We start from the raw sequence: 13360 nt of genomic DNA, 5'->3' as shown, positions 1-13360 counted from the left end.
GACGCGCTTTTCTTCCCCCCCCCCGGGGCGCGGCCTCTATCGCGTGGCGCGCTCTACGGTGGATTTCTCGGCCCTCTCCCGCTGAGCCGCCATCGCCGCGCCATGCGGCGGCGACATCGGCGCGTAGTCGTCGATATGGAACTCGTGGCACGCGAGACATTCCGACGATGCGGAGGCGCCCGCGTTCTCGCCCTTATGGCAGGCGCGGCAGTCCTCGATCGGCGGCATCAGCACGTCGGTGCTGGCCTTCGAGGTCGTCGCGGCGTGGCAGGAGACGCAGTCCATCGCGAAATGCGGCTTGTGGTTGAAGGAGGATTTCGGCATCCAATGCCGTTGCAGGAGCGCGCCCTGCACCTTCCAGACCGTGCGCCCGCGATCGTCGGGCTCGGCCGCCGCCTCCGCGACGTGACAGTCGCCGCAGAGGCTCACCTCCATGATCCGCTTCAGTTCGAGCTCCGCCTGAGCGCTCGCCCAGGCGAGCCCTTCCTCGCGGCCGGCGAGGCCGAGCGGCGTTCCGGGGCGGCGGCGCACGCTCGCGGGCGCGCCCGGCGCGGTCACCCCGCCTTCGAGCGCCCGGGCGGCGTAATAATCATGCACGATCTCCTGCACTTCGGCGGCCTTCGCGTGCGGAAGCTCCCGAAGGACGCTGAAATTCTCGGGCTGGAACACCAGTTCGTGGCAATAGCCGCAATCGCGCTCCATCTCGACCGGCCGCATCAGCGCGCCGTCCGCCTGCGGGAGATGGCAGCTCTGGCAGGTGAGATCCCAGATCTTGTCCGAGACCCGGCCGAGCCCGCGCACGCCGTCCTTGTTCAGGTGAACGTCATGCGGGAATTTCAGCCCCGATTCCTCCGTGAGCGGATAGCGCGGGTCGAGCGGGGCGCGCGCCACCGTCGGCTTCAGCGCGCCATCCTCGGTGGAGGCGACGCCGGTGACCAGCGTGGGGCGGAACTGCGGATGCTCGTCCGCGAAATCGGAGACGTTGAAGAGCGTGGTCGAGGCTGCGACGGCCTTCAGATCGGCGTGGCAATCGGTGCAGACCGAGGACGCCCGCTCGACCGGATGCTCGCCTCCCTGGTGCTCCTTGTGGCAGGCGGCGCAGCGCGCCAGCGCCGGATCGCCGGCCGCGTCCGCATGGCTGGCGACGTCGAAATGGCTCGCCGTGTCCGCGTGGCAGGCGAGGCAGGCGGCGTTGGTCGTCATCTCGAAGGGGCGAAGATGGCAGGCGCCGCAATCCTCGCCGAGATTGGCGTGGACGTTGCTGAGCGGGCCGGAGAGCCAGGCGCTCTCCATCGGCGTGAACCTGGGCGCTTCGGGGCGCGGCGTCCCCTCGGCGAGGCTGGTCCCGAAGGCGACCAGCGTCTCGATCTGGCCCGGCTCCGGCGCCGGCGGGACCATCGCGGTCACCACCGTCGCGGCGGGGTCCGGCGCGGTGCGCTGCAGGATGAAGCTCAGCGGCCAGGCGACGAAGACCAAAAGGACCGCGAGCGCCAGGATCCAGGAGAGCCGGCGGCGCGACGGCAATGTCTCGACGATGCGCTGCGGCGCTGCGGCGCCGCGCGGCGCCTCCTCCCGGCGGGTGAGCGTGATCGCGTGGTCGGCGTGCTCCGGCGCGGCCTCGCAGCCGATCTCGAACGCGCCGATCCGGCAGACGGCGCCGGGGCGGAGCGCGACGCTTTCGACCAGATCGCCGCCCGCCTCGATCAGCGCGCCGCCGACGCCGGTGAGGACCAGGCCCTCCGCGCCGGCGCTCAGCGTCGCGTGGTGATAGGCGATGGCGACGTCCGGCAGGTTGATGTCCATGTCCGAGCCGCGGCCGACGCGGAACTCCTCGGCGGTCAGAAGAGTCTCGCGGCGCGAGATCTCGTCGCTGTCGGGGCGACGCTTCAGCGTGATGAGTGAAAGACGCATCAGCGGTGCCTCACCAGTAGAAGAAGACGATGAGGACATGCGCGACGAGCGCTGCGATCAGCCCGAGCGTCAGCGGCACATGGAACCAGAGCCAAATGTCCATCATCGCCTTGTAGGACAGGTCCAGTCGGAGCCGCGCCGCCACCTCGGCCTTTCGGCTGAGGGCGGAGAGCATCTCGGTCGCGCTCGCCTGCTGATCGGCGCGGGTGAGCGCTTCGGCCTCCGCGCGCGCCGCGTCGCGCGCCGCCGCCGACCCGCACCCGGCGCTGGAGCCGCTCAGAAGGCGGAAAAACCCGCCGCCGATCCGCGTCTGCTCCAGGCTGAGCCGCGCCGCCTCCGCGAAACTGTCGGGCAGGCGCTGCGCCAGCCGCGCGATGCGGGTGTCGAGCTCCGCCAGCTCCTGACGGAGAAGGGCGGAGGAGCGCCCGGCCATGTTCTCCGACATGGCGCGCGGGTAGCGGAGATAGGCGAATATCCCGAACGCGCCGGAAATAATGACCGCCATCATAAGGGCGTAGGCGAGCGTGTGCACGTTCCAGCCGAACTCGAACCCGGTGTGCAGCGTGGCGATGATGGTCAGCGAGAGCCCGAGATAGACATGCGCCGAGGTCCAGCCCCGAATGCTGTACGCCCCGGGGGAGAAGCGGCGCTTCTTCACCCCGAGCCAGGCCAGCCAGAGGATCAGCAGCAGCGCGATCCCGCCGAGGCCATAGCCGACCCAGGTGCCGCCGTTGCGCCCTCCGACCGGGGAATAGGCCGAGTAGATGACGATGGAGATCAGGCAGAGCCACGCCGAGCGCTTGACCCATCTGAAGCGCTCATAGGCCAGAAACGAGACATGCGCGGCCATCAGGCGCTTTCCCGGATGCGGCGGAACAACTCCTCCGGGCCGACGCGGATCACCGCGCCGGTCGGGCAGGCCTTGATGCAGGCGGGATCCCCGCCGATCTCGCGACAAAGGTCGCATTTCCGGGCCAGGTATTTGTTTTCCTTGGATTTCACAGGCGCCGGCGCTTCTCCGGGCCCGTAGGCGCCGCCGAAGAGCAGCCAGGAGAAAAGCCCGCTCTTCGGCGCCGGCAGAGCGCTCATGTGGATCGCGTCGTACGGGCAGTTGCGGACGCAGTTGCCGCAGCCGATGCAGGTCTCGTTGATGTAGACCGCGCCGTCCGGGTCGCGCTGGAGCGCGTTTGGCGGGCAATCGTCCATGCAATGGGGCTGCTCGCAGTGGCGGCAGGAGATCGGGACGTGGATGTTGGCGTAGGTCGGCCCCGCCGCGCGGTCGAGCCGGGAGACGCCGTCATGGGTCTCGGCGCAGGCCTTCTCGCAATAATCGCAGCGGATGCAGAGGCTTTCGTCGATGACGATGGCGTTCATCGCCTCGCCGAGCCCGACCGAGACCAGGAAATCGATCCTGCGGCTGCCCTCGTCGTTGACGGCCTTCTGGTTCTGCTCCGCCCGCTCGCGCGCGACCCTGTCGACGATGGCGCGCAGCTTCGGCTTCTGATCCAGAAGCGCGCGAAAGAGCGCGCCGTCGAGCTCGATCGTCTCCACCGGCACGGTGGCGCGAACGGTGGCGGAACGGGTCTGATGAAAGAGCAGCGCCATCTCGCCGACGAACTGGCCGGCGGGCACATAGGCGAGCACCACGTCGGAATCGCCGATCTTCCGGGTCACGGTCGCGGAGCCGGTGCGGATGATGTGGATCGCGTCGCTCTCGTCGCCCTCCTCGATCAGCGCCTCGCCGCGGGCGTAGCGCCTGTGTTTCGCGGCGGCGATCAGCTCGGAAAGGTCGTCGAGCGTGAGGCCCGGCGAGAGGAAGGTCTGCAATTGCCGGAGGATCGTGATCTCGTCCATCACCCGCCGCGCGACCGGCGAGGAGGCGATCAGCTTCAGCGCGGCGGTGCGCGGAATCTCGATCGCGACCGCGCCGGAGCCGTTCGGGTCCGCGAGAACCGTCGCGGTCCGCCGGCGCCCCATGATCAGGCCCATCTCGCCGAAGAACTCGCCCTGGCCGAGATGAAACACCCTCTCCGGCGTCACCGGAATTTCGACGGCGCCCTCATGGATGACGAAGAGGCTGTCGCCGGCCTTGCCCTTCTCCATGAAGGCGTCGCCGGGTTTCTTGAAGTGGATCTCCGCGTCGAGAAGGAATTCGGAGAGCTGGAGGAGCGTCAGCCCCTGGAAGAGCGGCGCGCCATCCTTGATCCGCTCCAGCATGTCCTGAACGGTGGTGAAGCCCGGAACGACGTTGAATTTCTTCGCCAGCTCCTGGCGGATGATGCTTTCAACCGGATCGCCGACGATGGTGTGGACCACCTCGTAGCCCTGGTTCATGCAATGCTTGATCAGCGGATAGCCCGCAAGGGCGCCGATGATGAAGACGCCGGGGCGGTCGGTCTCGTAGATCTCGTTGACGCGGGGCGTGTCCGCGCCCTCCTCGAAGACGCCGCCGACGGCTTCGACGAAGGCCCGCGGCGCCATCGCGCCGAGCCGGGCGATCACCCGGTCCGCGGCGACGGCGCGCTCGCCTTCCGGGGTGTCGAGAACGATCGCGTTCTCCTCCACCCGGACCGGCGTCGCATTATAGGCGCATTCCAGAAGCTCGTCCTTGATCGCGGCCAGAATGAGCGAGATGTTGCCCGACTTGGCGCGCGAGAACTCGCGTTTGCGGTTGACGATGGTGACGCGGTTCTGCGCCTGCGCGAGGGCGACGGCGTTCTCGATCGCTGCGTCGCCCGCGCCGATCACCACCACATCCTTGTCGAAATATTCCTTCGGGTCGTCGAGCTGGTAATCGGTCAGCCCGTTGTCGGCGCCCGGGATCTTCGACGCGTCGAGTTTCCGGAGGTTGCCCTGAAGGCCGATGGCGAGGACGACATGGCGCGCCTTCACATCGTCGCCGGAGGCGATCTTCAGGGTGAAATCGCCCTTCTCGCCTTCAACCGAGATCACTTCCGCGTTGAGCCTGACGTTGACCCCGATCTCCGCGACGCCCTGATCCCACCAGCCGAGGATGTTCTCCCGGGTGTCGGCCTCGAACTGCAAATCGGATTGCAACGGCAGGTTGTCCGGCGTCGCCATGACATATTTGCCGCGCTGGTATTTGTAGATCGTGTCCGAGAGGTGATCCGTCCGCTCCAGCAGAATGTGGCTGACGCCGAGTTTCGCCGCCCGCGCGGCGGCGCTTGCGCCCGCGGGACCGGAACCGACGATGGCGATTTCGTAAATCTCTGACATCATGCCCCTGCGGCAACTCTTGCGCATGATGGTTTTTTTTGGCGCGACGGTCAATCGTCACGTGCCCGCCGCCACGCATTTGATGCATGGGAGCGCGAGTTGCGTTTAGTCTGGCGACGCGATCACCTCGAATGCGCCGCCACCGCCGCAGCAATGATTAACAGATAGGAAATACCGGCCCGGCGTCAACTCCGCCGAGAACAAGAATCCGTAACCCCGCCCCGAATCGTCGTCGCCGGCGATGACGCGCCCGTCCGCCGTCTCCAGAGTGGCGGCGAAATCGGCCTCCGGCCCTGAGGCGAAGACCACGCGCCCCGGTTCCGTTACAACCACGGGTATCCGCGCGGCGCCGTCGAGCGCGACCTCGCCGGCGATCCGGCCGCCGGGGCTGAGCGTCCCTGTCGGGGGCGCCGGGGGCGCGGCCGGGCCGGGCAGAATCTGGATCGGATACGCCGCGATCGGATGGAACCGGTCGCCGGGCGCGTAGACGCGGATCTCGGCCTCTCCGGGCGCGGCGTCTCCGGTCGCGCGGAGCGCGAGGAGGGCGTCGCCTTTCGCGGTCTCCTCGATCAGCGCCCGCACGCCGTCCGGGCCGCGCGCGTAGGCGCCGGCCGGGGCCGTCTCCAGCGGCAGAACCGCCTCGCCGCCGATGGCCAGCGCCGTCCGCGCCGCCGCCTTGCGCCGCGCGTCTTCAAAGGGCTGGGCCGACGCGCCCGCGCCGCCAAGGGCCGAGACCATGCGCCGGAGCGCGTCGCATGGATCGCCAAGCCGGAGCGCCCCGCCGTCATGCACGGCGACGCCGTCCGGACCGGTCTCGATCATCACCGGCGCGCCCGCCAGCCCGGCGCCGGCGGCCTGGCCGTAGAGCGCCAGCGCCGCCGCCTTCGCGCCGAGCGCGGCCTCCGCCCAGAACGCCGCCGCCGCCGCCGCGCGCGCGTCCGCCGGAACGATCTCGACCCCGTTCGGGCCGAGCCGGAGCCAGACCAGCCCTTCGGGCGGCGGCGCGGCGCGGAGCGCCTCGCACCGGGCGTCCAGATCCCGCTCGGCCGCGCCGATGGAGGCGAGCCACGCCTCGAGCCCGGCGCCGTGGCCCGGCGCGGCGAGGAGGGCGAGCGAAAGGGCGAAGACGGTCGCGCGGATCATGGCGCGATGCTATGCGCAAAGGCGATGACCGGGAAGGCGAATTGATGGGCGAGGCGTTTCTGACGGCGGGCGGCGCCGGCCTTCTCGGCTATTGCGTCGCCCGCCGCCGGTCGGATCTGGCGCTGCCGGCGCTGCGGACCGGCGCGCTCTCGGCGCTGCTGGCCGCCGGTTTCGCGGCGGCGTTGGCGTTCGCCGGCGCGGCCTGGGAGGCGTATCTCCTCTTCGCCGCTCTCGCGCCGCTCGCGGTGATCGACGCGCGCCGGATGGTGCTGCCGGACGACATCACGCTGCCGCTGATCGTCATCGGCCCGGCGCTGGGGCTGCTTGGCGGCGCCGGCTGGGGCGGGGCGCTGGGCGCGGCGCTCGGTTTCGGCGTTCTCGCGGCGCTCGGCCAGCTTCGGGGCGGCGACGGAATCGGCCTCGGGGACGCGAAGCTCTTCGCCGCGCTGGGCGGCTTTCTCGGCTGGGCGGCGCTGCCGGAGGTCGCCTTCCTCGCGGCGCTCGGCGGGATCGCGCACGCGCTTGTAGCGCATGGCTGGCGCGCGCGCGGGCGAAGCGTTCCCTTCGGGCCGGCGCTGATCGGCGCGGCGCTGGCGTCGGTGCTGTTCGGGCCGATTTTCGGCTGAGGTCAGGAGGCCTCCAACTCCGTGATCCGCGCGTGCGCCGCGCCGAGATTGCGCGTCGTCTGCTCGAGCCGGGCGGCGAGGAACCGCATCACCTGCAGGGAGACCTCGGGGAATTCCTTCAGGAGGCTCAGAAACGCGTCGCGTTCGATGCGAAGCACCTCCAGATCCGTCTTCGCGGCGATCGCCGCGGTGCGGGGGATGTCGCACAGGACGGCCATCTCGCCGAAGACCTGCTTCGGCCCGATCTCCGCCACCTCGCATTTCTCGCCGCCGACGTCGATCAGCACCGAGGCGGTCCCGGCGATGGTGACGAAGGCGCTGTCGCCCTCATCGCCCTGATCGAACAGAAACTCGCCCGCGCGATAGGTCAGACTCTCGCCCATGAAGGCGAGAAGGCGGAGACGCTTGGGATCGACGCCGGCGAAGATCGGCGTCTCCATCATCGTCTCTACAGCTTTATTCAGGCTCATTTTGGCCTCCTTGCGCTCATGTCCCGCCTCCCCGCCGCCCGCGCGTCGTCATTACGCGGCGTCGAGCAGCGCGGCGGGGTCGCCCTCGCGCACGCTTCCGTCGTCGTTGATCCGAATCAGATGGTCGAAATCCTGCGCGGCCGCCGGGTTGACCGCCATGATCAGCGTGCGTCCGGCCATTTCCTCCCGGATCGTGGCGCGGACGGCCGCGTCCTCCGGGGAGACGCCGCCGGCGACGCCGTTGACGATGAGGGCGGCGGGCCGTTTCAGCAGCGCCCGGACCAGCGCCGCCCGGCGGCGCGAGGACGCGCTGAGGCCCGAGCCGCCCGCGCCGAGCGGGGCGCCGAGGCCGACCACGGTGACGCCCTCCCTGAGGCCGCACCGATCGATGGCGGCTTCGAGGAAAGCGTCGAACCGGCGCCAGGCGCTCCGCCGGTCATAGCGGCGCTTGCCGTCGAGAAGGTTCTCCGACAACGAAAGGGCGGGAGAATAGCGGTCCTCGCCGAAGCCGACCACGGTCGGATCGTCCTTGAGCGCCTGCATGGCGCGGGCGCGCGCGGCCAGAATCTCGGCCTCCAGCGCGTCGTCCAGCACGTCGAGCCGGTCGCGGACGGGAACGAAGGTGAGCGCGAAGGACAGAAGAATGCGCCGCGCCTCGCCCTTCGGGGTCCAGTCGGACTTCTGCCCGGCCTCCTTGACGATCCCGGTCAAGGCGAGAATGTCTTTCTTGGAGTAGTCGACGAAACTGTCGAGGAGCGAGCTTTCCTCGTCGACCGAGTCGAGGAACTCCACCAGTTGCCTGGCGATGGACAGGCCCGCGCGCAAAAGCGGCTGGGTCGCGCCGGCGGCGTCGAGGATCGCCAGCACGTTCTGGTCCTCCGCATAATCGGCGATGCTGGCGCGCGCCGCCGCCGGCATGCCGTAGAGGATGTTCTCGAGCAGGGAGGCGTTCTGGTTGAAGCGGCCGACCTCCCAGAATTCGATGATGTCCGACGTTTCGGGATCCTGCGCGGCGGCTTCGCGCAGTTGCGCGCGCGCCCCGAGGACCCGCGCGGCGAAATCGGGATGCTCCTCGGGGTTCATCCGGGCCTGGAGCCCGAGATGGTAAAGCTCGTCCGCCAGCCCGACGCGGTCGGCGAGCGAGACGATGCGCGCGTCGAGTTCGGCGGGGCCGGAGACGCCGGCGGCGGCGTAATCCGTCCAGTCGCCATAGGGCGTCGCGGCGATGTTGCCGGTCTGCTCGGCCTCGCGGAGCCTGAAGGCCGCGTCGGGGCGCGGGTCCGCCTGCAGGGCGGCCGGGGTCCGCCTCAGCGAATAGGTGAGATTGTCGCGGAGCGAGCCGACGAAAAACACGCTTTCGGCGGAGACGAAGGCGAGGCTGCGGCCGATCACCGGCATGGACGCCTCGATCACGACCTCGCCGCCGATGGAGACCCGGCCCTGATCCGGCTCGATCAGCCCCGCCATCATCTTCAGCAGAAGGTCGCGCGCGCCTTCCTCGCCGCCGATCACCGCCGTCGCCTTTCCGGCGGGCGCGGCGCAGGCGGCGCCGTTCAGCCCGCTCGCGCCGGGGCCGTGGCTGACGCCGCGCACCGTGACGTCGCCGGTCAGCATCGCCGCCGGGTCGTCGGCGCCGCCGGTGACGCGGCTCTCGTCATAGACTTCGTCGCCGGAGAAATTCTCCACCACCATCTCGAACCGGCTGTTGAGATCGTTCCAGCGCTGAAAGTAGTTGAGCAGCTCCTTCCACGGCCCGGAGACGTCCTTGTAGGCGGCGAGGACCGCGACGAGGGAGCCGAGTTCGAGATTGCCCTGAATCACCTGTATCCCGCCGAAGAGATAGAAGGCGAACGGGGTGAGGGCGATCAGGAAATTGTTCAGCCCCTTGATCAGATATTTGCGCTTGAAGATGTCCAGCCGGATCGAGAAGCTCTCGTGAAGCTGGTCGGCGATCAGCGCGAGATGCCAGCGGGCGGTGGCGGAGGTGTGAATTTCCTCGATCGCGCCGACGCTTTCGCCGATATCGTCGGCGATCCGGCGCACATTCGCGATCCGGGCCTTGTTCAGCCGCACGATCTTCTTCTGCAGCTTCGGGATCAGGAAACCCTGAACCGGATAGAGCGCGATCGCCGCCGCGCCGAGAAACGGATCCTGGATGAAGATGAAGGTCATGTAGACCAGAAGCATCCCGCCCTGCCAGACGGGGGTGGAGATCACCTCGCCGAAAAAGCCGCTGAGCGCGTCGATCTCGCCCATCACAGACTGCACGATCTCGCCCTGCTTCATGTGCTGGAAGCGTTTGGCGCGAAAGCGCAGCACGGATTCGTACAGCGTGAAACGGAGCCGGCGCATCATCCGCTCGGAGGTGAGGCCGATCTGGGTGTTGAGGATGAATTTCAGCCAGTTGTTCAGGACGATCATGCTGATGAAAATCACGCAAAGGGCCAGAAGATAGGTCATCTGGTCCATGCTGAACGTCATGAACTCGACGGGAAACGACACCGGGGTCTTGCCCGCGCCGAGCGCGTCGTTGACGATGATCTTCGGGATCTCCAGAGAGATGTAGATGATCGGGAACGTCAGGAAGGTCACGATCAAAGTCTTGATCGTGTCCAGCTTGCCGTATTTCCATACGAAGCTGACAAGGCCCTGTTCCATGTCATCTCCTCGACGCCTGTTTGATTTGTGACGCATGGAGCCCGGACGATCAATGGCGCCGTTCGGGCGGATGTCGATGGAATCGCGCGGAAATGACCGGATGCGCGACCGTTCAAGCGGTTTTGAAGGGCGCGGACCCGGATCGGGCGGCGGCGGCGCGCGGCGCGTTCATCCGCCGGGTCCGAAGCGGCGGGTCAGGCGGCCTTCACCTTCGCGGCCTTGAAGACGAACTCCATTCCGTCGCGCCCGGCGAAGGCGAAGGGCGCCTTTTTGGGCAGCCGCCTCTCGATCTCGGCGATCTGGGCGTCGGTGCGGGTCGGGTTGTGGTGAAAGAGCGCGAGGCGCTTCGCCCCGGCGATGGCGGCGAGGCGCACGCCTTCATCGGGGGTCGAATGGCCCCAGCCGACATGGTTTGGATATTCGCTCGCGGTGTAGGCGCTGTCGTAGATCGCGAGATCGGCGCCGTCCATCAGGTCGAGGACGTTCTGGTCGGTCTGGCCTTCGATATGCTCCGTGTCGGAGCAATAGGCGATGACGACGCCTTGCGTCTCCACCCGATAGCCGGTGCAGCCGCCCGGATGGTTGAGCGGCCGGGTGACGATGGCGACGTCGTCGTTCAGCTTCATCCGCCCCGAGGGCTCGGGCTGAAAATATTCGAGATCGGCGCCAAGCATCGCCTCCTCCACCGGGAAGAACGGCCGGCAGAAGAGCCGCGGCATCAGGAGCCGCATGTCGTGCGGCTCGACCGCGCCGAGGCGGAAGCGCTGCCCGGGAATGAAGATCGGGGTGAAGAACGGCAGGCCGCAGACATGGTCGAAATGCGGATGGCCGAGAAGGATGAAGGTCTCCCGGTCGTCGGGCTCCTCCATCATCGCGTTGCCGAGCCGGCGGATGCCCGAACCGCAATCGATAATCACACGGGTTGTGGCGGTCGTGATCTCGACACACGGGGTGTCGCCGCCATAGATGACGGTGTCGGGCCCCGGAGAGGGCAGAGAGCCGCGCACGCCCCAGAAGCGGAAGCGGACGTCGGTGTCACTCATCGGGCCGGTCCAGTCTCTCATCGCGGTCTCCGCCAAGCCGCTCCTCCTGCGTTCCGTCCGCCCCCAGCCGGGCGCCATGCCGGCGCGTCGATGGATCCGGGCGTCCCACTCGGATCTCATATAGCGATTCTATTGTAGAATTTCTGCGCCGTCGAGCAAAGCTCGCCTCACGATGTGTGAGTTTTGTCACCATCTGGGCCCTTTTTCTTTCTGCGGGCCGGCGATGTCGGCGATGCGCATGCGCGGCTCCGGCGGCGAGACCCGGTCGGCGCGGGGGCCGCCCGGCGCCGGGCGCAGGCGTGACGGGGTCTTGTTCAACGTGCGCGATCGTATTCCCCTCTCATTCGTTTCAAGGGTAGGGGAAATTCAGTGTCGCGCAACTGTGGATTGTGCGCCTGGCGCGCGGAGGCGGCGAGACGCGTTCAGCCGGCCACGCCCCGCCGCGTCAACTCAGCAGACCCGGTAGCCAGAGCACGAACGCGGGCCAGAACGAGACGATCAGAATGACCGCGAGATGGCTGAGATAGAAGGGAATCGCGGTGATGATCACACGTTCATACGGAACGCCGGCGATCTGCGACGCGGTCATCAGGGTCATGCCGACAGGGGGCGTGATGTTCGCCACGTTCAGCGTGATGATCATGATGATGGCGAAATGGAGCGGGTCGAACCCGAGCGCCACCATCGCCGGAACCAGCACCGGCCCGACGACCACGAGGGCCGGAAGCACGTCGATCACCATGCCGAGAAGAATGAGCAGGAGGTTCACCAGCAGGATCTGGACCACGGGGCTGTCGCTGATCGTGGTGATCATCTCCGCGGCGTCCCGCGCGACGCCGGAGCGGGTGACGACCCAGCCGAGCACCGTGGACGCGGCGAGGAGGAAGAACACCACGCCGCTGAAGCGGATGGTCACGATCAGCGCCGACCAGATATTCGCCATGGTCAACTGGCGATAGAAGAAGACCCCGATGGCGATCGAATACACCGCGGCGAAGGCCGACGCCTCGGTGACGGTGGTCAGGCCGCCGAGAATGCCGCCGAGGATGATGAACGGCACCAGAAGCGCCGGGATCGTCACGACGAAGGCCACCGCCGCGGTGCGAAGATCGGTTCCGCCATGTTTGGGGAATCCCTTCAGCCAGGCCATCACGCCGCTGGCGATCAGCAGCATAACCGTCATCAGGACGCCGGGCAGGATGCCGGCGGCGAAAAGCTGGAACACCGAGACGTCGCGCAGGGTCGCGGCGTAGATGACCATCACGACGCTCGGCGGGATGATCGGGCCGATGATGGATGAGCAGGCGGTGACGGCCGCGGCGTATTCGGCGCTGTAGCCTTCGCGCTTCATCGCCGGGATCATGATCTTGCCGACGGAGACCGTGTCGGTGATCGCGGCGCCGGTGAGCCCCGAGAAGAACAGGCTGACGACGATGTTCACATGGCTGAGAGCGCCGCGAATCCGCCCGAAAAGCGCGTTGTTGAAGGCCACCAGCCGCTCGGTCAGCCCGGCCTGGTTCATCAGCTCGGACGTGAAGATGAAATAGGGGACCGCCATCAGCAGATAGCCCGAGACGCCGGAGAACATCCGCTCCGCGATGATGCCGAGAAAGGCCTGCCCGCCAAGCTCATAGCCGCCGGCGAGCCCCGAGAAGACCATGACCAGCGCGATCGGCGTTCCGATCAGAAGCAGAATGATGAAGGCGGAAAGAGCTGAGATCATGTCGGTCTTCCCGTCAGGCGTTCGATGAGACGTCGGGGTCTTCGGAATAATCGGCCATCGTCAGCAGGTCGGCGCCGCAAAGAAGATGAACAAGCACGACCAGCCCCGAGGCCGGAACCGAAGCGACGACCCAGGCCGAATGAATCTGGATCTGGTCGGAGACCATGTACGTGTCCGACGCGTTGATCAGGAACTTCCCGCCATACCAGATCATCAGCAGGGAATAGGCGCCGACCAGCAGGACGTTGACGACGCGAAGCGCCCGGGTGAGCGGCGCGGGAAGCGCGGTGGCGAGCGCCCCCATCGCGATATGCTCGCCCCGGAAGAAGGCGACCGTGACGCTCATCAGGCCGACCCAAGGGATGAACAGCCTGGCGAGCGAGTAGGTCCAGCTCAGCGCCGATCCGGTGGCGATCATGTAGAAGAAGCCGACGAACGAGATCGAGAGCATGACCAGGACGCAGATCACGCAAAAGATCTCGACCGCCCGGTTGAGCTCGACGCTCAACCGGGCGCGACGGGTCTGGCTGGTCATGTCACGCGCCCCCC

Annotated in this window: 10 protein-coding genes; 1 reads left to right on the top strand and 9 read right to left on the bottom strand. The window is 67.7% G+C overall.

The genetic code is table 11. The features are described 5' to 3' along the window. Window positions 1-36 precede the first annotated feature (36 nt). From WG921_RS08630 to WG921_RS08615, 4 genes are all read right to left on the bottom strand, one after another. Complete coding sequence (locus tag WG921_RS08630) at window positions 37-1911, bottom strand: cytochrome c3 family protein (protein WP_340108809.1); 1875 nt, start codon at window positions 1909-1911, stop codon at window positions 37-39. Between the two features lie 10 nt (window positions 1912-1921). Next, window positions 1922-2761 (bottom strand): hypothetical protein, encoded by an 840-nt coding sequence (locus WG921_RS08625; RefSeq protein ID WP_340108808.1) that lies wholly within the window; start codon window positions 2759-2761, stop codon window positions 1922-1924. Continuing rightward, window positions 2761-5148: a cyclic nucleotide-binding domain-containing protein gene (locus tag WG921_RS08620; protein WP_340108807.1), complete on the bottom strand. Its 2388-nt coding sequence runs from the start codon at window positions 5146-5148 to the stop codon at window positions 2761-2763. Before WG921_RS08620 ends, WG921_RS08625 begins: the two co-directional genes overlap by 1 nt. A gap of 105 nt (window positions 5149-5253) precedes the next feature. Continuing rightward, entirely contained in the window at window positions 5254-6291 is a 1038-nt protein-coding gene (locus WG921_RS08615) for a hypothetical protein (protein ID WP_340108806.1), read from the bottom strand. A gap of 11 nt (window positions 6292-6302) precedes the next feature. Between WG921_RS08615 and WG921_RS08610 the strand changes: the two genes are divergently transcribed. Next, window positions 6303-6917 carry an A24 family peptidase gene (locus WG921_RS08610; RefSeq protein ID WP_340108805.1) on the top strand — a complete coding sequence of 205 codons (615 nt, stop codon included), beginning with the start codon at window positions 6303-6305 and terminating at the stop codon, window positions 6915-6917. 2 nt (window positions 6918-6919) lie between these two features. Here WG921_RS08610 and WG921_RS08605 read toward each other — a convergent pair whose 3' ends face one another. The 5 genes from WG921_RS08605 to WG921_RS08585 form a co-directional block, all read right to left on the bottom strand. Further along, entirely contained in the window at window positions 6920-7387 is a 468-nt protein-coding gene (locus tag WG921_RS08605) for a cyclic nucleotide-binding domain-containing protein (RefSeq protein ID WP_340108804.1), read from the bottom strand. Between the two features lie 51 nt (window positions 7388-7438). After that, window positions 7439-10045 (bottom strand): ABC transporter transmembrane domain-containing protein, encoded by a 2607-nt coding sequence (locus tag WG921_RS08600; RefSeq protein ID WP_340108803.1) that lies wholly within the window; start codon window positions 10043-10045, stop codon window positions 7439-7441. Between the two features lie 194 nt (window positions 10046-10239). Next, window positions 10240-11088: an MBL fold metallo-hydrolase gene (locus WG921_RS08595; protein WP_340108802.1), complete on the bottom strand. Its 849-nt coding sequence runs from the start codon at window positions 11086-11088 to the stop codon at window positions 10240-10242. A 445-nt stretch (window positions 11089-11533) separates the two neighbouring features. Then, the gene (locus tag WG921_RS08590) at window positions 11534-12811 is read right to left on the bottom strand and encodes a TRAP transporter large permease (protein WP_340108801.1); all 1278 of its coding nucleotides are present in this window, start codon (window positions 12809-12811) and stop codon (window positions 11534-11536) included. 13 nt (window positions 12812-12824) lie between these two features. Continuing rightward, window positions 12825-13346: a TRAP transporter small permease gene (locus WG921_RS08585; RefSeq protein ID WP_340108800.1), complete on the bottom strand. Its 522-nt coding sequence runs from the start codon at window positions 13344-13346 to the stop codon at window positions 12825-12827. Window positions 13347-13360: the final 14 nt, after the last annotated feature.

The organism is Paludibacillus litoralis, from assembly GCF_037646705.1.
GTDB classification, from domain to species: Bacteria; Pseudomonadota; Alphaproteobacteria; order Rhodobacterales; family Rhodobacteraceae; genus Pikeienuella; species Pikeienuella litoralis.
This window is presented reverse-complemented; position numbering and strand designations above follow the sequence as displayed.